At 67.1% G+C, this 20,501-nt stretch carries 18 protein-coding genes; 7 read left to right on the top strand and 11 right to left on the bottom strand.

What is annotated here, in order from left to right:
• Positions 1–119 precede the first annotated feature (119 nt).
• From XM1_RS10540 to hemA, 3 genes are all read left to right on the top strand, one after another.
• On the top strand, positions 120–425 hold the full coding sequence (locus XM1_RS10540) for a hypothetical protein (RefSeq protein ID WP_068433322.1): 306 nt from the start codon (positions 120–122) through the stop codon (positions 423–425).
• 111 nt (positions 426–536) lie between these two features.
• On the top strand, positions 537–1,916 hold the full coding sequence (locus XM1_RS10535; RefSeq protein WP_068433320.1) for an aspartate aminotransferase family protein: 1,380 nt from the start codon (positions 537–539) through the stop codon (positions 1,914–1,916).
• 140 nt (positions 1,917–2,056) lie between these two features.
• Entirely contained in the window at positions 2,057–3,295 is a 1,239-nt protein-coding gene (hemA, locus tag XM1_RS10530; RefSeq protein WP_068433319.1) for a 5-aminolevulinate synthase, read from the top strand.
• 369 nt (positions 3,296–3,664) lie between these two features.
• On the opposite strand, the gene XM1_RS10525 is transcribed toward hemA, so the two are convergent.
• The gene (locus XM1_RS10525; protein ID WP_068433317.1) at positions 3,665–6,280 is read right to left on the bottom strand and encodes a bacteriohemerythrin; all 2,616 of its coding nucleotides are present in this window, start codon (positions 6,278–6,280) and stop codon (positions 3,665–3,667) included.
• A 256-nt stretch (positions 6,281–6,536) separates the two neighbouring features.
• On the opposite strand from XM1_RS10525, the gene XM1_RS10520 reads away from it, so the two are divergent.
• Entirely contained in the window at positions 6,537–7,346 is an 810-nt protein-coding gene (locus XM1_RS10520) for an FTR1 family protein (RefSeq protein ID WP_068433314.1), read from the top strand.
• A gap of 3 nt (positions 7,347–7,349) precedes the next feature.
• On the opposite strand, the gene arsA is transcribed toward XM1_RS10520, so the two are convergent.
• From arsA to XM1_RS10475, 9 genes are all read right to left on the bottom strand, one after another.
• Positions 7,350–9,089, bottom strand: a complete 1,740-nt coding sequence (arsA, locus tag XM1_RS10515; RefSeq protein WP_068433312.1) for an arsenical pump-driving ATPase — start codon at positions 9,087–9,089, stop codon at positions 7,350–7,352.
• Position 9,090: 1 nt separating this feature from the next.
• On the bottom strand, positions 9,091–9,462 hold the full coding sequence (arsD, locus tag XM1_RS10510) for an arsenite efflux transporter metallochaperone ArsD (RefSeq protein ID WP_068433311.1): 372 nt from the start codon (positions 9,460–9,462) through the stop codon (positions 9,091–9,093).
• Complete coding sequence (gene arsB / locus XM1_RS10505; RefSeq protein WP_068433310.1) at positions 9,459–10,478, bottom strand: ACR3 family arsenite efflux transporter; 1,020 nt, start codon at positions 10,476–10,478, stop codon at positions 9,459–9,461. Before arsB ends, arsD begins: the two co-directional genes overlap by 4 nt.
• Position 10,479: 1 nt before the next feature.
• The gene (locus XM1_RS10500) at positions 10,480–10,926 is read right to left on the bottom strand and encodes an arsenate reductase ArsC (protein ID WP_068433309.1); all 447 of its coding nucleotides are present in this window, start codon (positions 10,924–10,926) and stop codon (positions 10,480–10,482) included.
• Positions 10,923–11,339 (bottom strand): helix-turn-helix transcriptional regulator, encoded by a 417-nt coding sequence (locus XM1_RS10495; RefSeq protein ID WP_068433308.1) that lies wholly within the window; start codon positions 11,337–11,339, stop codon positions 10,923–10,925. Before XM1_RS10495 ends, XM1_RS10500 begins: the two co-directional genes overlap by 4 nt.
• A 400-nt stretch (positions 11,340–11,739) precedes the next feature.
• Entirely contained in the window at positions 11,740–13,794 is a 2,055-nt protein-coding gene (locus XM1_RS10490) for a response regulator (protein ID WP_068433307.1), read from the bottom strand.
• Complete coding sequence (locus tag XM1_RS10485) at positions 13,791–14,210, bottom strand: hydrogenase maturation protease (RefSeq protein WP_068433306.1); 420 nt, start codon at positions 14,208–14,210, stop codon at positions 13,791–13,793. Before XM1_RS10485 ends, XM1_RS10490 begins: the two co-directional genes overlap by 4 nt.
• Position 14,211: 1 nt before the next feature.
• Entirely contained in the window at positions 14,212–15,750 is a 1,539-nt protein-coding gene (locus XM1_RS10480; protein ID WP_068433304.1) for a nickel-dependent hydrogenase large subunit, read from the bottom strand.
• A gap of 10 nt (positions 15,751–15,760) precedes the next feature.
• The gene (locus XM1_RS10475; RefSeq protein WP_068433302.1) at positions 15,761–16,699 is read right to left on the bottom strand and encodes a hydrogenase small subunit; all 939 of its coding nucleotides are present in this window, start codon (positions 16,697–16,699) and stop codon (positions 15,761–15,763) included.
• 179 nt (positions 16,700–16,878) lie between these two features.
• Here XM1_RS10475 and XM1_RS10470 point away from each other — a divergent pair, with 179 nt between their 5' ends.
• Genes XM1_RS10470 through XM1_RS10460 form a run of 3 tightly spaced genes read left to right on the top strand, consistent with a single transcriptional unit; the run spans position 16,879 to position 19,206 of the window.
• The gene (locus tag XM1_RS10470; protein WP_068437701.1) at positions 16,879–17,247 is read left to right on the top strand and encodes a response regulator; all 369 of its coding nucleotides are present in this window, start codon (positions 16,879–16,881) and stop codon (positions 17,245–17,247) included.
• A 4-nt stretch (positions 17,248–17,251) separates the two neighbouring features.
• Positions 17,252–18,874: a PP2C family protein-serine/threonine phosphatase gene (locus tag XM1_RS10465; RefSeq protein WP_068433300.1), complete on the top strand. Its 1,623-nt coding sequence runs from the start codon at positions 17,252–17,254 to the stop codon at positions 18,872–18,874.
• On the top strand, positions 18,871–19,206 hold the full coding sequence (locus XM1_RS10460) for an STAS domain-containing protein (protein ID WP_068433298.1): 336 nt from the start codon (positions 18,871–18,873) through the stop codon (positions 19,204–19,206). Before XM1_RS10465 ends, XM1_RS10460 begins: the two co-directional genes overlap by 4 nt.
• A gap of 4 nt (positions 19,207–19,210) precedes the next feature.
• Here the strand turns inward: XM1_RS10460 and XM1_RS10455 are convergent, their stop codons facing one another.
• Positions 19,211–20,494 (bottom strand): Hsp70 family protein, encoded by a 1,284-nt coding sequence (locus XM1_RS10455; RefSeq protein ID WP_068433296.1) that lies wholly within the window; start codon positions 20,492–20,494, stop codon positions 19,211–19,213.
• Between the last annotated feature and the right edge of the window lie 7 nt (positions 20,495–20,501).

Genomic DNA, 20,501 nt, shown 5'->3' with positions numbered 1-20,501 from the left:
AGAGCCTTTTGACGCCGTCGCCGTCGCCGGCCGGCTCGGGTCCGCGCCCTATTGTGCCGGAGCGGAACATGACCATTATAGATGTCAGGGCCCGACAGGGATGGGGATGGGGACAGAGCATGGCTGCGAAATCACGAACCGAGATCATCGACGATATCGAGGACTGCATCGGCCGCAATGGCGGCAATTTCGGGGAGTGGTACGTGGGCTTCACCGCCAGCCCCAAGGTCAAGCTGTTCTCGGGCCACAAGCTGAAGGAAAAGGGCGACGCCTGGATCTCGCGCCTGGCCAAGGACGAGGTGGAGGCCCACGAGGTCGCCGAATTCTTCCGCACCACCCGCAAGACCAAGGGGCCCGGCGGCCAGCCCGGCGACAACGACCTCTACGTCTATGCCTATAAGATGAAGTCGCATACCAAGCCCTGAGGCTTGCCATGCTGGGGGCCTATAAGATGAAATCGCATACCAAGCCCTGAGGCTTGATCCCCCCGCCGGGGCGGTTCATGCTGCGCCTTCCGCCGAAATCCGGGAGGCCCCATGCCGACGCGCGCCAGCAACCGCACCATCGCCGAGAAGGACGTTGATTCGGTCCTGCACCCCTACACCAACCTGAAGCGCCACCCGGAAGTGGGGCCGTTGGTCATCACCCGGGGCCAAGGCGTCAAGGTCTACGACGAGAGCGGCAAGGACTACATCGAGGGACTGGCCGGTCTGTGGTGCACGTCGCTGGGCTGGGGCGAGGAGCGGCTGGTGGAGGCCGCCGCCGCCCAGATGCGCCGCCTTCCCTTCTATCATCTGTTCAGCCACAAGGCCCATGATGCCGGCGTCGAGCTGTGCGCCCGCCTGCTGGAGATGGCCCCCGTGCCCATGTCCAAGGTCTTCCTGGCCGGATCGGGGTCCGAGGCCAACGACACCGCCATCAAGCTGATCCATTACCGCGCCAACGCGCTGGGCCTGCCCCATAAGAAGAAGATCATCGCCCGCGAGAAGGCCTATCACGGCGTCACCGTGGCCACCGCGTCGCTGACCGGGCTGGTCAACAACCAGCGCTCCTTCGACCTGCCCATTCCCGGCGTGCTGCGGGCCGCCTGTCCCCACCATTACCGCTTCGGCAAGGCGGGCGAGAGCGAGGAAGAGTTCTCCACCCGCCTGGCCGAAGAGCTGGAGGCGCAGATCCTGGCCGAGGGGCCCGACACCGTCGCCGCCTTCTTCGCCGAGCCGGTGATGGGGGCCGGCGGCGTGATCGTGCCCCCCGCCGGCTATTTCCCTAAAATTCAGGCGGTGCTGGACAAATACGACGTGCTGCTGGTGGTCGACGAGGTGATCTGCGGCTTCGGGCGCACCGGAAGGATGTTCGGCACCGAGACCTTCGGCATCCGCCCCGACATGATGACCCTGGCCAAGGGCCTGACATCGGGTTACGCGCCACTCTCCGCCCTGATGGTCAACGAGCGGGTCTACGCCCCCGTCGCCGAGGAATCCGGGCGCATCGGCGTGTTCGGCCACGGCTACACCTATGGCGGCCACCCGGTCTCGGCCGCCGTGGCTGTCGAGACGCTGAACATCTATGCCGAGCGCGACATCTTGTCCCATGTCGCCAAGGTGGGCCCGGTGCTGCAGGACGGCTTGCGAGCGTTGCGCGACCATCCCCTGGTGGGCGAGGCGCGCGGAATCGGGCTGATCGGCGCCCTGGAGCTGGTGGCGGACAAGGAGAACCGCGCGCCCTTCCCACCCGAGCTGACGGTGGGCGCCAAGGTGGTGGCCAAGGCCCAGAACAACGGCGTCATCCTGCGCGCCATGGGCGACGCGGTGGCCTTCGCCCCGCCCCTGGTCATCTCGGAAGGCGAAATCCGAGAGATGCTGCGGCGCTTCCGTGACGCGCTTGACGAAGCTCATGGCGATCTGGCGCGCGGATAACTATGTGATACTTCAATCGAAAGCCCTGACGCATTACAGCTTGTACACTTGCGCCGCGGCTTTTCGATCCTCTAGGATCGGCGAATTCGGCCGGCACCCCCGGAAAATATCGGGGCGCGACGGGCCGAGGGAGGAGAGGAATGGATTACGAGCATTACTTCACCAAGCGGATCGCCGACCTCAAGAGCGAGGGGCGTTACCGGGTGTTCGCCGACCTGGAGCGTCAGAAGGGGCGCTTCCCCGTCGCCCTCAACTACCGCGACGGCGAAGTGCGCGAAGTTGTGGTGTGGTGCTCCAACGACTATCTCGGCATGGGGCAACACCCCGACGTGATCGCCGCCGCCCATGAGGCGCTGGAGCGCTGCGGCGCCGGCGCGGGCGGCACCCGCAACATCTCGGGCACCAATCACTATCACGTGCTGCTGGAAGAGGAACTGGCCAGCTTCAACGCCAAGGAGGCGTCGCTGCTGTTCACCTCGGGCTACGTGGCCAACCAGACCACGCTGTCCACCCTGGGCGCCACTATTCCCGGCCTCGTGGTGTTCTCCGACGAGTTGAACCACAACTCCATGATCGAGGGCATCCGCCACGGCCGCTCGGACAAGCACGTGTTCCGCCACAACGATCCGGAACACCTGGAGCAGCTGCTGTCGGCCTATCCGAAGGAAACGCCCAAGCTGGTGGCCTTCGAATCCGTCTATTCCATGGATGGCGACATCGCCCCCATCGCCGAGATCTGCGACGTGGCCGAGGCCCACAACGCCATGACCTTCCTGGACGAGGTCCATGCCGTGGGCATGTACGGCGCGGAAGGTTCGGGCGTCGCCGAGCGCGACGGGGTGCGCGACCGCATCACCATCATCCAGGGCACCCTGGCCAAGGCCATCGGCGTGGTGGGCGGCTACATCGCCGCCTCGGCGTCCTGCGTCGATTACGTGCGCAGCTTCGGCCCCGGCTTCATCTTCTCGTCCTCCATGCCGCCGGCCACCGCGGCCGCCGCCCTGGCCTCCATCCGCTACCTGCGGGCCCATCCCGAGATCAGGGACAAGCACCAGGAACGCGCCGCCACGGCCAAACGCCTGCTGTCGGCGCGCGGCATCCCCGTGCTGCCCTCGGTCAGCCACATCGTGCCGGTGATGGTGGGCAACGCCGCGCTGTGCAAACAGGCCAGCGACCTGCTACTCAACGATTACGGCATCTATGTCCAGCCCATCAACTATCCCACCGTCCCGGTGGGGACCGAGCGGCTGCGCATCACGCCCACCCCGCTGCACGACGATGCCATGATGGCCCATCTGGTGGATTCGTTCTGCGCCGTGTGGGACCAATTGGACCTGCACAAGGCCCATCATCCGAAATCGGTCAAGGCGGCGGAGTAGTTCCAAGGCCCTGCTGGGCCTTGGCCGGCCCAAGGGGCCGCGCGGCTTATGCCGCGAAAGCCAAGCGAAGCGCCCGGCGATTGAGGGCGACAAGGCAAGTCACCTCGGTGACTTGCCGAATAGCGACAGCTTCCTGTCAGGCTGAGGCCGTACTCTGAATCAAGTCGAGCCGAATCGCTCCGGCATGCCCTCGTTGGAGCAATCGTTCGGTTTGGCCCTCCCAAGATGAAGCCGGCGGGCTCCCCAACTCCCGCCGGCTTCTATCTTTTTGGTCTGTCCAATTAAGGGGAATGCGGCCGGGACGGCCGCGCTCCGCGAACAGGCGCTCCTTCGGAGCGCGGGCATCCTGCCCGCACGTTCCGCTGCCGCTCAATAAACGCCCTTGGAATTGAGATAGCCGGCCGATCTGCGGTCCTCGGCCAGGGTGTGGCCGACGATCCATTCCTGCAGGAAGGTCAGCACCTCGGCCTCGTTGTAGCCGCGTCCCTCGGCCACCGCCGCCTGCAATTCGGTCAGCTGCTCCAGCAGGCGCTTGTGGCGGGCCCGGTGGCTGGCGAGGTCGGGATACTTGTAGCGGATCAGCAGCCCCTCCTCCTCGCTGAAATGGAAGCGGGCGTATTCCCTGAGCAGCCCCATGGTCTCGGCCACGTCCACGTCGGCGCTCTTGCGCTCCATCATGTCGAGGACGGAATTGCCGATCTCGAACAGCCGCTTGTGGTGGGAATCGATGCGCTGCACGCCGACGGAATACTCGTCGTGCCACTTGATCAGAACGCGGGCGTGCTCGCCGGCCTCGACCATGGCCCGGGTGCGCTTGGTGCTGGCCTCGAACAGCTTCCAGCGCACCGAGGGGATGTCGCGCAGGGTCTCGGCCGGCACCAGATAGACCTCGCAGCCTTCCAGGGCGCGGATGCGCAGCAGGCTGGGGGTGTTGAAGATGGCCGCCTCTTCGCCGAAGAAATCGCCGGGCTTCAAGGTTTCGAACATGTGTTCGCCGAGGAAGCGGCCGGCGCTGCCCGATTTCAGCATGGCGACCCGGCCGGGGCCGGGCTCGATCACCGTGTCGGCGGGCACCGCCTGGCGGCTCATGGCCTGGGCGATGCGGTTCAGCGACTTGGACGACACCACTTCGCCGAACAGCGAGGTGCGCAGCAGGAACTCGCGATGCTCCAACAGCCGCGAGACGCCCGAGAACACGTCGTTGTAGCGCACGAATTCCAGATAGAGCGAACAGGGGATGGCCAGGGCCTGGACGAAGCTGGCGGCGCGATAGGTCTCGGACGCCTGCGAGCCGAACAGCCCCGACAGCTCGCCGATCAGCGCGCCGGCCGACAGCACCGAACGCATCTCGATCTCGATGGGGATCATCTCGACGCTGCCCGAGAGCAGCAGGTAGATGTGGTCGTTGAGCATGCGCTCCTTGACCAGGATGGTGCCGGGATTGAACGTCACCACCGGATTGTTGAGCAGCACCCGGATCTGATGGCGGGGAATGCCGGGGAAATAGGCGTCCAGCGCCTCGAAGGCGTAAGGCCAGATGAAATCGTGGTTGGACGGGATCAAGACGTCCACCGTGCCGAACGAGGCCGACGAGCCGATGGCCTTCTGAGCGCGGGTGTTGCGCTGCGAGGTGTGCGCCAGGATGATCTTGTCCGACTGGTCGTCGCGGAAATCGTAGGCGTCGCCATGGATCATTCCGCCCCCCACGTCGATCTTCTTGACGTGGGCCGGGGCCAGGTAGTCGGCGGCCACCTTGTCGTACATGGCCTGGCTGATGCCCGGCGCCTCCGCGTCGTCGGTGACGAAGCTCTGCAGCACCGACAGGCGGCAGATATCGGCGAAGTGGGAATAGGTGCGATAGCCCCCCTCCCACATGGCGCGGAAGTGGAAGATGGTGGTCTCCACCGGATGGGGCGAGAAGACCGGCATCACCTCCAGCCCGTCGATGGCGTTCCACTCGCCTTCGACCAGCGGGCAGACGTCGAAATAATCCGAGAACGCGCCTTCCTCGATGGACAGCAGCGCCGCGACCTTCTTGGCCACCGAGGCCCGGACCAGCGGCGTCGAATAGTATTTCAGCTTGTGATCCGAGCGGATCAGCGTGGTCAGCCCGGCGAAATGGTCGTCGTGGGAATGGGTGTGGAAGATGCCCTCGATCTCGTTGACGCCGATGCCCAGCGCGTTGAGCGAGTAGAGGATGTTGGGTCCGGCATCCACCAGGAAGACCTTGCCCTGAAACATGATGATGGACGACATGGAGGGCCGGTTGATGTCCCAGCCGTCGCCCTCGCCCGAATGGATCACCGCGAAATACTCGCGGCGCAGGCGGTAGAAGCCGAGGGGATAGGGCGATTCGTAGGTCTCGAACGGCGGCAGGTTCAAATCCACCACGGCGATCTGGCCCTGGTAGGAGAACTCGAAGACGTTGAACAGCATGCGCCGCACGAAAACGCCGTTTCTGATCTCCACCGGGTCGTTGTCCACCACCAGGGTGTCGAGCAGGTCGCCGGGGTGGCGGATCGAGCCGAAGGCGAAGCGCAGCTTCATGCGCATCAGTTCGCGGGCCCGTTCGGGCGTCTCGCCGGCCTCGACGATCTCTTCCTCGTTCACCAGCCCGTAATTGCCGCGGTAGATGTACTGCATCTGGGCGCGCACCTGGTCGGCGCTGCCGATCAGCATGGGCTTGACCCCGGTATTGCCCGGATGGTCGGGCAGGATCATGCCCTGGCGATACAGCATCTGCAGGACGGGGAATTCGGCCAGATTGGAAAAGCTGCCGTTCTGGACCATGGCGTCGGACAGCAGGATCGCGTTGGGGCCGGTCTCGAACGGCACGCCGTTCTGCTCGGTCGACACGATCAGCCCGCGCTTCATCAGGTGCTTCACGGCGTCGGCCGGGCAGCCGCACAACACCGATACCCCTGCCTGGGGCGCCTCGATCCACCAGACCCCGGTGGTTACCTCGATTTTACGCAGCAAAGGCATGGCCCCCTCACAGTCCTTGCCGGATTCTACCCGAGGGGTTCCCGCCCGCCCAGCAGATCCATAATGCATATATAGCACGCCCGATCCGCCTAACCACCCCTGGGTATCCGCCATTCTTCGACGCTTTACATTTGTCCGGCAATGACCTATCTCAAGTATGTGGTTGATGCAATTCGCTCGCAATTGCATCGTCTGGTGCTATGGATACGATAGAGACCCCACAAAGTTTGCCCCTTCCAGAGTCAAAGAGGCCCCCATGCTGGCGTCAGCCGTGATCGTTTTCCGCGAAGTTCTCGAAGCCGCCCTCATCGTCGGCATCGTTCTGGCCGCGACCAAGGGGCTGGAGGGAAGCCGCCGCTGGGTGGCCGCCGGGGTTCTGGCCGGGCTGATCGGTTCCGCGGCCATCGCCGGTTCGGCCGAGGCCCTGTCCGACGCCCTGTCCGGCATGGGCCAGGAGGTGTTCAACGCCTCGATCCTGGGTCTCGCGGTGATCATGCTGGGCTGGCACACCATCTGGATGAGCAGCCATGGCCGCGAGATGGCCGCCGAGATGAAGCGGGTGGGCCACGCGGTCAGCATGGGCTCGCGCCCGCTGTCGGTCCTGGCGGTGGTGGTCGGCGTCGCCGTGCTGCGCGAAGGCGCCGAGACGGTACTGTTCGTGTTCGGCGTCTCGGCCTCGGGCGAAAGCGGCAAGCTGGCGACCATCACCGGCTGCGCCGTGGGCCTGGGCGCCGGCATCACCGTCGGCATCCTGCTCTATCGCGGCCTGCTGGCCATTCCGTCGCGCCACCTGTTCACCGTCACCACCTGGCTGGTCACCCTGCTGGCCGCCGGCATGGCGGCCCAGGCGGTGACCTATCTGTCCGCCGCCGGGCTGATCGAGATGCCGACCCAGCCGCTGTGGGACACCTCGTGGCTGCTGCCGGAAAACAGCATCGGCGGCCGTCTGCTCCACACCCTGGTGGGCTACATGGACCGGCCCAGCGCCGGCCAGCTGGCCGCCTACGGCGCCACCTTGCTGGGCATCACCGGCCTGGCCCGGGTGGTGAGCCGGCGCACCGCCTGAGGATCATTTTCCACCCAGCAGGCGCGACAGCCCTTCCCTGCCCACCGGATTGGCCGCCTGCCAGGGGACCAGGGCGACGCGGGAGTCCGGCTTGTCCGCCACCTTGCGGATGAACGGCTCCTCGTAGCGTCCCCGCCGGGCCAGAACGGGATGGGTCGTGCCGCTGGCCAGCAGGCTCTGGTTGACCACCCAGGCATAGGGGATGATGCCGGCGCGGGCCAGGTCCTGGCACAGGCGCTCGGCCTCGTGAACCGGGGTGGCCTCGGCCAGGGTGACGATCAGGATGCGGGTGAAGGCCGGGTCGCGCAGCCGGGGCAGCAACTGGCGCACCGATTCGGGCATGTCGGCCTGGGTGCGCATCACCTCGCGGTGATAGGCCTCGGCGGCGTCCAGCAGCAAGATGGTGTGGCCGGTGGGCGCGGTATCCAGGATGACGAAGCGCTCCAGCCCCTCCTCCACCGTGCGGGCGAAGGCGCGGAACACCGCGATCTCCTCGGTGCAGGGCGAGCGCAGATCCTCTTCCAGCATGGCGCGCCCGGCGGAATCCAGGCCAGAACCGGCCTTGGCCAGAACCTCGTCGCGATAGCGTTCCACCTCCACCTCGGGATCGATGCGTTCCACCCGCAATCCCTCGATGCCGCCCTCCACCGCCATGGCCACGTGGGCGGCGGGATCGGTGGTGGACAGGGTCACCGCGTGGCCGCGCGCCGCCAGCGCCACGGCCAGGGCGGCCGCCATGGTGGTCTTGCCCACGCCGCCCTTGCCCATGGTCATCACCACGCCGTGTCCCATGGCTTCCAGACCGTCGACCAGCGGCCCCAGGCCGGGCGGCAGCGAACCGGACGGGGAAACCTCTTCGTCCCCCCGCTCCTCGGCGCGGCCCAGCATCAGGCGCAGGGCGCCCAGCCCCACGGTGCCGCCAGCCAGGAAGGGAATGCTCTGGCGCGACAGGGCGGCCAGCCCCGCCGGCATGGCGGCCAGGGCGTCGGCGCCGCGCCGCTCCATGGCCCGCGCAATAGGATCGTCGCTCTCGCCCGCCGCGAAGATGCCGTTCACGGCCAGGCGCAGATTGCCGATCCCCAGCTCGGCCAGTTCACGCCTTGTGCGCTCGGCCTCGCGCAGGGCGGCGGTCTCGGGCCGCGCCACCAGCATGATGGTGGTGGCCGCCGCCTCGCCCAGTTGCGCCACGGTGGCGGCGTACAGCGCCTTCTGCTTCTCCAGCCCGGCCAGCGGCCCCAGGCAGGACGCGCCGCCGGTCGACGACGCGATGAAGTCATTCCAGGCCGAGGGCAGGGTCAGCAGCCGCAGGGTGTGGCCGGTGGGCGCCGTGTCGAAGATGACGTGGTCGAAGCCGGCGGTGGCATGGCGGTCGCCCAGCAGCTTGGCGAATTCGTCGAAGGCGGCGATCTCGACGGTGCAGGCGCCGGAGAACTGCTCCTCCATGCTGGCGATGGCGGCGGGCGGCAGGATGCCGCGATAGGGGCCGACCATGCGCTCGCGATAGGCATGGGCGGCGGCCTCGGGGTCGATGTTCATGGCGAACAGCCCGGGTGCGCCGACGATGGCGGTGGGGCTTTGCCCCAGCGCGGTGCCCAGCACCTCGTCAAGGTTGGAAGCCGGGTCGGTGCTGACGATCAGCACCTTTTTCCCGCCTTCCGCCAGGGCAAGGCCGGTGGCACACGACAGCGAGGTCTTGCCCACGCCGCCCTTGCCGGTGAAGAACAGGATGCGGCTGTAGCTCACTTCAGCAGCACCCGCTCTTGGGCGAGCAGCAGGACGAACTGCCGTCGGCCTTGATGGTGATGCGCGGCTTGGCCGCCAGTCCCAGCTTGGCGGCCAGCTGGTCGCGGGACAGATGCACGCCGGTGGACACGATATGGCCGTCCACGGCGATGATCGGCAGGCGGTCCATGCCCGCCTCCATTTCCTTGACCACCGCCGGGTTGGCGGCGAAGGCCTGGGGCTCGGTGCCCAGATTGTAGCGCCGCACCTCGATGCCTTGGGTGGACACCCAGGCTAGGTCGGCGGCGAAGGTGACCAGCACCGGATCCACCTCCGGCCCGCACACGCCGGTCGAGCAGCACATGGCGGGATCGTAGACTTCGAGCTTTTTCATGATGAGCTCCTCTCGTACCAGCCCTTGCTGGAATTGACGATTTTCACCACCGACAGCATCACCGGCACCTCGATCAGCACGCCCACCACGGTGGCGAGCGCGGCGCCCGACTGGAAGCCGAACAGCGAGATGGCGGCGGCCACCGCCAGTTCGAAGAAATTGGAGGCGCCGATCAGGGCCGAGGGACCGGCGACGCAATGGGCCACCCCCAGCTTCTTGTTGAGCCAGTAGGCCAGTCCTGAATTGAAATAGACCTGGATGGTGATGGGCACCGCCAGCATGGCGATGACCATGGGTTGCCTGATGATCTGCTCGCCCTGGAAGCCGAACAGCAGCACCAGGGTGGCCAGCAGCGAGACCAGCGACACCGGCCCCAGCCGGGCCAGCGTGACGGCCAGACCGCCGCTTCCCAGCAGCGCCTTGCGCCAGATTTGGGCGACGATCACCGGCACCACGATGTAGAGCACCACCGAGAGCAGCAGGGTGTCCCACGGCACGGTGATGGCCGACAGGCCCAGCAGCAGGCCGACGATGGGGGCGAAGGCCACCACCATGATCAGGTCGTTGACCGCCACCTGGGACAGGGTGAAATGCGGCTCGCCGTTGGTCAGGTTGGACCACACGAAGACCATGGCGGTGCAGGGCGCCGCGGCCAGCAGGATCAGCCCGGCGATGTAGGATTCGATCTGGTCGGCGGGCAGCCAGGGCTTGAACAGATGGCTGACGAAGATCCACCCCAAGAGCGCCATGGAGAACGGCTTGACCGCCCAGTTGATGAACAGCGTCACGCCGATGCCCCGCCAGTGCTCCTTCACCTGATGAAGCGCCCCGAAGTCGATCTTCAGCAGCATGGGGATGATCATCAGCCAGACCAGCACGGCGACGGGCAGGTTGACCTGGGCCACCTCCAGCCGCCCGATGGCCTGGAACGGCCCCGGCAGCCAATGGCCCAGCGCCACGCCGGCCACGATGCAGAGCGCGACCCACAGGGTCAGATAGCGTTCGAACAGGTTCATGCTAGGCCTCCCCGGCCCTCTCGGGCCCGAGTTCGATCAGGCGCTTCACCTTGGCCTCGATCATGGAATAGACCTTGCGGAACTCGGCCAGCCGCGCCTCGTGGCTGCCTTCGGCCGCCGCCGGGTCGGGAAAGCCCATATGGACCTTGGCCGGATGGCCCGGCCAGACGGGGCAGACCTCACCGGCGGCGTTGTCGCAGACGGTGACGACCAGATCCATCTTGGGCGCGTCGGCCCGGGCGAACTCGTCCCACGACTTGGAGCGGTAGCCCTGGGTCGGCAACCCCTTCTCGGCCAGCACCTCCAGCGACAGGGGATTGACCTTGCCCGTCGGGTTGGAACCGGCGCTGAACGCCCGCCATTTACCCCCGCCCAGATGGTTGATCAGGGCTTCGCCCAGGACGGAACGGGCGGAATTGCCGGTGCAAAGGACGAGGACGTTGATCATCGGGGAACCTCACAGCAGGACGAAACGGAAGCGGCACCGGCGGGCAAGGCGGAACGGCCCTGATCGCACAGCACCTGGACCGGAACCTGATTGACCATGGCCAGCAGCCGGCGATCCTCGGCGATGGTGGGGTCCTCGGCCAGCGAGGACCGGATCATGTCGAGGAAAGCGGGCGCGTAAGGATTGAGCCCCCGCCCCGCCAGCCGGTAATAGACCCACTTGCCGTCGCGGCGCTGCTGCAGCAGACCGGCGACCTTCAGGGCCGCTAGATGCTTGGAGATGGTGGCGGTCGCCAGGCCGAGGATCGTGGTGACCTGGCAGACGCACAGCTCGCCCTCTTCCAGCAGCTTGAGGATACGGATCCGGCTTGGGTCGGCGACGGCCTTGGCCACGGTTTCAAAGGTTTCGATCATGGGCGGACACTGCCATCATTTCGCCATACAGCAAAATGATACTTCCATGACGATTCCAATTCAAGAAAAACGGATGCTGTGCTTCGCACCGCTCGCGGATAGGCACGGATACACCTTTGCCTTGGCGATCATCCCGGGTTTGACCCGGGGGCCAGGGGGAGCCGCTCCTGGGGTCCAATATCCAAGTCCGGGACAACGATGAGGGATATTCAATTTCCGTGCTCATCCGTGGCCGCGAAGCGGCATCCGCGTCCATCCGTGTTCATGAAGGGGCCGAAAGCCGCCCTGCTCAGGCCATTCAGGTCTCGCGCCCGAATTTAAACCGGACAGCAGTGGGTCAAGCCCGAGGGTGACGAAACGGAAAATCGATTCCGCAAAACTCAGACAGACTCTAGTCCGTTCAGACGGCGGGAATCAGGCGCTTCAGTTCGGCCAGCAGGCTGTCCTTGTCGGCGGAGCCCTTCTGCAGGACCTTCTGGACGCAGCCGGCAAGGCGGTCGCGGTCTTCCTGGTTGATGTCCTTGGCGGTCAGCACCACCACGGGAATGGCATGCCATTCGGCGTGCCCGCGCAGTTCGGCGACGAATTCGAAGCCGTCCATCTCGGGCATCATCAGGTCCAGCAGGATCAGGTCGGGGGGCGCTTCGGCGACACGGTCGAGCGCGATCCGCCCGTTGGCCGCCTCGACCACCGACCAGCCCTCCTTGGCCAGCATGCGGCGCAGCATTTCCCGGTTGGTGTGGTCGTCCTCCACCACCAGGATGCGCTCGATGGGGCCGCGATCCTTGAAGCGCGACAGCACGGCGGCCAGCTGGTCGCGGTCGATGGGCTTGGACATGAAGTGATGGGCGCCCAGCGCATAGCCCAGCGCCTGATTCTCCACCACCGAGACCATGATCACCGGAATGGCCGCCAGTTCGGGATCGGTCTTCAGCGCCGTCAGCACCGACCAGCCGTCCATGCCCGGCATCATCACGTCCAGGGTGATGGCGGCAGGCTTGAGCGACCGCGCCATCTCGAGGCCCAGCGGGCCGTCGGCGGCGAAGCGGGCGCGAAAGCCGTTCTCCTCGAGGAAACGCCCCAGCAGGTCGCGGGCCACCGCATCGTCGTCGATCACCAGCACCAGGGGCAATTGGGCGGCGCCAGCCTCCGCCGCCGGGCGGGCCGTCTTGGGATCAGCGACCATGGAGGGCAGGCGGACGGTGAAGCTGGTGCCCTTTCCCGGCTGGCTTTCCACCGTGATGTCGCCGCCCATCATGCGGCAGAAGGTGCGGCTGATGGCCAGCCCCAGCCCGGTGCCGCCGAACTTGCGCGTGGTGGAGGCGTCGGCCTGCTGGAAGGCCTGGAACAGCCGGTCCAACTGCTCGGGCGTCATGCCGATGCCGGTGTCGCGCACCACGAACTCCACCCAGGAATCCTGGCGACGTCCCGTCAGGGTGATGGTGCCGTCATTGGTGAACTTGCTGGCGTTGCTCAACAGGTTGAACAGGGTCTGGCGCACCTTGGTGAGGTCGGCCTCCATGGTGCCGATGCCGGGGGCACAATCCACCTCCAGCCGGTTGGCGTTCTTCGCCACCAGCGGCTGGATGGTCGAGACCACGTCGCCCATCATCTGGGCGATGTCGAAGGCCTCGACGAACAGGTCCATCTTGCCCGCCTCGATCTTGGAGATGTCGAGGACGTCGTTGATCAGCGCCAGCAGATGGCGGCCGGCGGAATGGATCTTGCCCAGATCGGGAATCAGGTCGTCCTGTCCCAGATCCTCCATCTCCTCTTGCAGCATCTCGCTGTAGCCGATGATGGCGTTCAAGGGCGTGCGCAGCTCGTGGCTCATATTGGCGAGGAAGCTGCTCTTGGCCTGGTTGGCCGCCTCGGCGGCCAGCTTGGCCCGGTGGGCCTCTTCTTCCGCCCATTTGCGTTCGGTGATATCCATGGCCGCCGCCAGATAGCCCGCGACGCTGCCGTCGCCGTCCTTCAGCGACGTCACCGACAGGCTGACGGGAAAGCGGGTGCCGTCCTTGCGCCGGTAGGTCCATTCCCGCGCCGCGATCAGGCCGTGGCGGACATAGGTGGAGAACAGGTTGTCGGCGGCGACGGGCCGCCCGATCTCGGCGGCCAGTTCCACGGCATGGGCGGCCACCTCCTCGGGCAGCAGGAAGTCCAGCAGGGTGCATCGCCCCACCACCTCCTCGCTGGTATAGCCCAGCAGCGTCTCGGCGCCGCGGTTGAACAGCAGCACGCGCCCCTGGCGGTCGGTGGCGATGATCGACATCTGCAAGGCCGCATCCAGCACCGCCTGACGCTGGGCGTTGGCGCTCTGAAAGCGGTAGAGCAGCCGCTCGGTCTCCTCGAACTGCTTGACCACCAGCCGGGCGGTGATCTCGGCGGCCTCGCGGGCGACGCGGATCTCGTTGCGCAGCAGGGCGTTCTCGGCCGCCAGATCGTCGGTGTTCATGGCCGCAGCGCCTCCTTGAGAGCCCGGGCGGCCACCGCCTCCACCTCGGCCGGATGCCCGGCGCCGATCAGCGTCACCTCGGGCATTTCGCCGTCGCAGGCCAGCGGCAGCATGGCGAACAGATAGGGCAGCCCGGCATCGTGGCCCCAGGCGCCGTCCGCCAGATCCGCCACCTCGCCCCGCGCCAGGGTCACCACCTCGCCCGGCGGGGCGAAGCCCTCGACGCAATCGACGAAAACCGCCCGAGCCGCCCCCTCGACGGCGCGCAGGAGGTCCAGCCCGCGCAATCCGCCATCCACCAACTCGACGCCAACGGGCAGCGCCGACCCGGCCAGCAGGTCGTGGACGCGCGGCCCCAGATCGTCGCCGGGAACCAGCCGATTGCCCACGCAGATGATGCGGGCGGGGCGGGCCATCTCAGGCCCCCAGCCGGGCGCGGCCGATGGTCCGGCCCTTGCGTACCGTATGGACCGAGCAGACCAGGCAGGGGTCGAACGAGCGGATCACATGCCCCACCTCCACCGGATTGTCGGCATCGGCCACCGGCGTGCCGATCAGCGCCTCCTCCCACGGGCCGCGCACGCCGCCCGAATCGCGGGGCGAGCCGTTCCAGCCGGTGGGCGTGATGATCTGGTAGCGCTCGATCCGCCCATTGCGGATGGCGACCCAGTGGCCCAGCGCGCCGCGCGCCGCCTGGATCATGCCGCTGCCCTCGCCATCGGCGATGGGGCCGGGATTGGCGTAGACGTCGCACACGCCCGTGGCGATCACCTCGTCCAGCCAGACACCCATGGTCGGCAGCAAGGTGGCCGGACGGGTGAGGCGCGCCAATTCACGCGCCAGGGCGTTGGGGCCCTGGCGGGTCATCAGGTCGGCGAACAGGGGATCGCCCGCCACCACCCGCTCGGCCAGGGGGCCGGTTTCCGCCGGGCCGCCCCGGTAGCGCGCCGCCTTCACCCAGGAATAGCGCCGCCCCTCCTCGCCCGAGGCATAGGGCTCGGTCTCACCCTCGGACGGGTGCAGGCCGCCGCCATCGCCGGCATACCACGACGCCGCCACATGCTCGGAAATGACCGATTGATCGAAGGGCTCCACCGCGATTCCCCGGGCGAAGCCGGACGGGATCAGCATTCCGTCGCGGCCCCGGGCCGCCGTCTCGGCCGGCAGGTCCAGCGACCCGGCCGACAGGAAGGTCCCATGCCCCGCCCCCAGACGGTCGATGCCGATGGCGCGGCCGAAGCGCAGCAGGAAGCCCACATCGCTGTCGCGGTGCGCCGGGGATTCGTCCAGCCAGGCGTCCAGCGCCGCCAGACTGTCCACCGCCTGCCAGCGTTCGACGGAACAGCCCAGGATGCGCCGCTCGTACCAGGCCCGGTAGGCGTCCAGCACGTGGCGGCATTGCAGCATCTCGGTCACCTGCGGGCCATAGGCCAGCCCGCCCGGCACCATGAAGGACGAATGCGGCCATTGCCCGCCGATCATGGCGATCATCTCGATGATGCGCTTGGTCTCGCGCACCGCCTCGACCACCGTTTCCCCGGCCAGCGGCGCATAGCGGCGCACCGCCTCGTCGTACAGGGCGTGGCCGGCATAGGCGGGATTGGCGAAATCGGCCAGGAACATCAGGATTCCGTGACGCACGTCGCTTTGCACATGCTCGACCATCAGGGCCAGATTGCGCAGCCGCACCCCGTTGTCGGGCACCAAAGCCCCCGAGACGTCGTCCAGGGCCTTGGCCGCCGCCATCAGGTGGGTGGTGCTGCAGATGCCGCAGATGCGCGGCGTCACCACCAGCCCGTCGAGCGCGCCGCGCCCCACCAGCAACCGCTCGAAGCCCCGGAACATGGTGCCGGTGCTCCGGGCATCGACCACCACGCCGTCGGCCACCTCGAGACGGAGCTCCAGGTCGCCCTCGACCCGGTTGACGGGAATGTCGAGCATCTTGCGCACAGCCATGGCCCCCTCCTCAGATTTCCGTGCGGCGCTGGCGCAGGCGCTCGGGCGCAGCCGCCGCGGCCATGACCTTGTAGACCATGTAATGGGCGCGATTGACGCCATTGGGCAGGTCCAGCGGAATCCCCTCGATGTTGCGGGTGTGGAAGAAGGGATGGTTCTGCGGAAAATCCGGGCTGGTGCAGCCGAAGCAGGGCACCCCGGCCCGCGTCTTGGACGAGCGCTGGTTCCACAGGAGCTTGTTGCACGGCCCGGTGACCAGCGGCCCGTGACAGCCCATGTGGAAGAACAGGCAGCCCTTCTCGCCGAAGGTTTCCTCCTCGACGCGGTACTCGTGGTACTCGTTTCTGGTGCAGCCCTGGTGAACCATCATGCTGTACCACGACAGCGGCCGGTTCAGCGGGTCCAGCGCCAGTTCGGCCCCCGTGACCAGCGCGGTCAGGGTGCCCGCCAGCACGTGGGGATGGCAGGGACAGCCCGATAGATTGATCACCGGCAAGCCAGACTTGGAGCGGAAATCCGCCCCCAGGAAACCGCCGGGCTCGGCGCGCAGGAATTGCAGGCCGGTGGCCTCGATCTCGCCTTGGGCCCCGAAGCCGCCGAACGAGGCGCAGGTTCCCACCGCCACCACGAAGCGGGCCTGGCGGGCCAGCGCCGCCACGATATCCTTCTTCGGACGCCGCCCCCTGGTGTCGTACATGCCGGTGCCAGCCGGGCCGCGCAGCACCGCGCCCTCCACCACCAGGATGTCCAGCGGCAACTCGCCCGCCCCAAGAACCTCAAGTTGAGCGGCCTGCTCGGCAGGCGAGCTGTTGGACAGCGACGGGTGATGAAGAAGTGTGATCCCCAAACTTGAAAAGAGTTGCAGGATGTCGGGGCTCTCGGCGTTGAGGAAAGACATGGTATCACCACCACATCCACCACATTGTAACCAGAATAAATTCAACCCCATAGCACCCCCCAAAGGCTCTAATTCGTTAGCCCTATATTGCCTGTATGAAGATCAGGATTCAGAGAAAACGAGCGATTGATTATAGTTGCGCCGAAGGTTTGGATCAAATAGCTTTCCGATGAAATCTATCCCCTGGGTTGAGGGATGGCACCATCGGCTTGGCTGGGGCAGGGATGAACATGGCCAAGATTCTTCTGGTCGAAGACAACGAGATGAACCGGGACATGCTGTCCCGGCGCCTCCAGCGCAAAGGCTACGACGTGGTCATGGCGGTGGATGGCGAACAAGGCGTCGCCATGGCGTCAAGCCAGTCTCCCGACCTGATTCTGATGGATATGAGCCTGCCGGTCCTGAACGGCTGGGACGCCACGCGGCGGATCAAGGCCGATTCCGCGCTGAGCGGCATCCCGGTCATCGCGCTGACCGCCCACGCCATGGCCAGCGACCGCGAACAGGCGCTGGCGGCGGGGTGCGACGCCTACGAGACCAAGCCCATCGACCTTCCTCAATTGCTCGAAAAGATCGAGTCCCTGTTGCGGCGGGCCTGACGCCATGCCCCTTGCCTCCCGGATGAATGCCGTCGCCGAGCGGGTCCGGGCCGAGGTCGGCCCCACGGCCCGCGCCATCGCGGCCGCCGTCGAGGCGCTGGCGGCCGCGCCGTCGGCGGCGGCGCTGGCCGACGAGATCCACCAGATCGACAGCGCGGCCCGCCTGCTGGCCGAGATGGTGCGGACCTGCCGCCCGGAAGCCGACGAAGGCGGGATCGAGGCGGCCCACGCCCGCCTGCGCCATGACCTGCGCACGCCCCTGGTGGCGCTCAAGGGATATGGCGAGCTGACCCTGGAAATCGCCACGGACGAGGGGCTGGACGACGTGGTCTCGGCCCTCGGCCCGCTGCTCGAGCGCGTCGCCGACGTCATGGTGTCCATCGAGCGCGCCCTGCCCGCCCAGTCCCAGGCCATGGCCGCCGAGGATGGGGACGATGGGCAGGTCGGCCCGGTCTCCTATCCCGCCGGCCGCGTGCTGGTGGCCGACGACAGCCAGGCCAACCGCGACGTCCTCGTCCAATACCTGTCGCGGGAAGGACACGAGGTGGTGGCGGTGGGCGACGGCCTCGCCGCCATCGAGGCGGTCTTCGAGCAGCCCTTCGACGTGGTGCTGCTGGACATGATCATGCCCGGCATGAACGGCGACGAGGTGCTGAAGGCCATGAAGGCCGATCCCCGGCTGCGCTCGCTGCCGGTGATCATGATCTCGGCGCTGGACGCGCTGGACCGCATCGCGCGCTGTATCGAGGCCGGGGCCGAGGATTACCTGGCCAAGCCGTTCAACCGGGTGCTGCTGCGCGCCCGCATCGGCGCCTGCCTGGAAAAGAAGCGCCTGCGCGAGATCGAGCTGTCCTACCTCCAGGCGGTGGAGAAGGAGCTGACCATCGCCCGCGAGGTACAGCGCTCGATCCTGCCCAAGGACTTTCCAACCAGCCCGTCCCTGGCCGGCCACGGCCTGATGGACCCGGCGCGCGAGATCGGCGGGGATTTCTATGATTTCTTCGCCCTGGAGGACGGCCGGACCGGCATCGCCGTCGGCGACGTGTCGGGCAAGGGCGTGCCGGCCGCCGTCTACATGGCCATGGTGCGCACCCAGCTGCGCGCCATCGCCCCCTTCGGCCTGTCGCCCGCCGACTGCCTGGGGCGCCTGAACGAGCACTTAAGCGCAGACAATCCCGGCGGAATGTTCGTCTCGCTGTTCTACGGCATCGTCGATTGCGCCGCTGCCACCTTCACCTACGCCAATGGCGGACACAATCCGCCCGCCTTGCTGCGGGCCGGCGGAATGGTGGAGTGGATCAAGGGCACCAACGACATGCTGGTCGGCGTCATGCCCGGCAGCCCCTATCACGACGCCGTGCTGCCCCTGGCCCACGGGGACGGCCTGATCCTCTATACCGACGGGGTGGTCGAGGCCATCGACCCCGCCGAGGACGAATTCGGCAAGCAGCGGCTGGCCGAAGTGCTTGCGGCCCACGCCGCCTCTTCTCCGGCGGCCCTGTGCGAGGGTATTCTGGCCGCCGTCCGCGCCTTCGAGGCGGGGCGCCCCCACAGCGACGACCTGACCTGCGTCGCGCTGCGCTTTTCACACGACCCGAACCATTTGCCCAGGATTTCGCCCACATGAAGATTGCCGTCGCCCGACAGGAGGGCATCGCCATCGTGGCGGTTTCCGGCCGGCTCTCCAGCGCCCACGCCGACGAGTTCCAGGACCGCCTGATGGCCGAACTGGACGACACGCCCAAGGCGCTGGTGGTGGATTTCGCCGACTTGCGCTTCATCACCAGCTCGGGCCTGCGCTCGCTGATCGTCGCCGCCAAGCGGGCCAACACGGACGGCTACAAGATCCATCTGTGCGGCATGGCCGACGCCATCCACGAAGTCTTCGAGGTCAGCGGCCTGTTGCGGATCTTCGCCGTCCACCCGTCACGGGAACAGGCGCTGGCCGCCGTCCCGTAGCCTTCTAGGCGAAGACCTCGCGGGCGCGCTGGGCCAGCCCGGTGGCGACCGAGATGAACTCGCCGCCGGCGCTCAGGCGATCCTCGCCGAAGCGGCTGGCGAAGATGGCGCGCACCGCCGGCACCAGGGACGAACCGCCGGTGAGGAACACCCGGTCCACCTGGGCCAGCCCGGTGCCGGTGGCGGCGAGCAGGCCGTCGACGCAAGCCTCGATGGCGGCCAGTTCCTTGGCGATCCAGCCTTCGAATTCGGCGCGGGTGACGCGGCGCTCGACCAGCACCGGATCATGATCGAACCGCAGCACGGTCTCGTCGGCCAGGGACAGGTCGCGCTTGGCCTGCTCCACCGAGCGGTAGAGGTGATAGCCGAGATTGTGCTCGATCAGGTCCAGCAACTGCTCCAACTGGTCGGGATGCTCCACATGGCGCTTGAGGTCGCGCAGCAGGCGCAGCGTCGAGGGCGTGTTGAGGAAGGCCACGTGGTGCCAGCGCTCCAGCTTGGCGTAAATCCAGGCCGGCATGGGCAGGATCTTGCCGTTGCTGACATAGGTGGTGCGCTTGCCGAAATGCTCGGAGATGCCGTGCTCGACGATGCGGCGGTCGAAGGCGTCGCCGGCGATGCCGACGCCCGCGGTGCCGATGATGGCGTCTTCGGGCCGCGCCAGTCCGGCGCGCCCCGGCCCCAGGCGGATCAGGCAGAAATCGCTGGTACCGCCGCCGAAATCGGCCACCAGCACGGTCTGGTCCCGGCGGAGCGTGCTTTCGTAGTAATAGGCGGCGGCGATGGGCTCGTATTCGAACGCCACCTCGCCAATGCCGGCCCGGGCGAAGGCCTCGACCAGCCGGCCGGTGGCGTAGGAATCCTCCTCCTCGCCACCCTCGGCGACGAAGCGCACCGGACGGCCGGCCACCACCCGCTCGACCTGCCCGCCCCTGGCCTCGGCGGTCCGCCGCAACTGGGCGACGATCAGCGCCACCAGATCTTCCAGGGAATAGGTGGTTCCATAGACCGCGGTGCTGGTGAACGACCGGCTGGTCAGGTAGGACTTGAAGGATTGCAGGAAACGGCATTCGCCGTCGCCATGGAGATAAGCCTCGATGGCGTCGTGCCCGACCAGGGGCAGGATGCGGCGCTGGTCGTCGCGCCGGGCGTTCTCGAAGGCCAGCACCGAGCGCAAGGTCGGGGCCGGCCCCGCCGCCGTGGCGAGGTTCAGGACCTCCACGCCCCCATCGGCCCCGGCCAGGGCGACGGCGCTGTTGGTGGTGCCGAAATCCATTCCGACGAACATGCGGACT

The organism is Magnetospirillum sp. XM-1 (assembly GCF_001511835.1).
Taxonomy (GTDB): domain Bacteria; phylum Pseudomonadota; class Alphaproteobacteria; order Rhodospirillales; family Magnetospirillaceae; genus Phaeospirillum.
The sequence above is the reverse complement of the archived record's forward strand: the minus strand, read 5'-3'. Positions and strand labels throughout refer to the sequence as shown.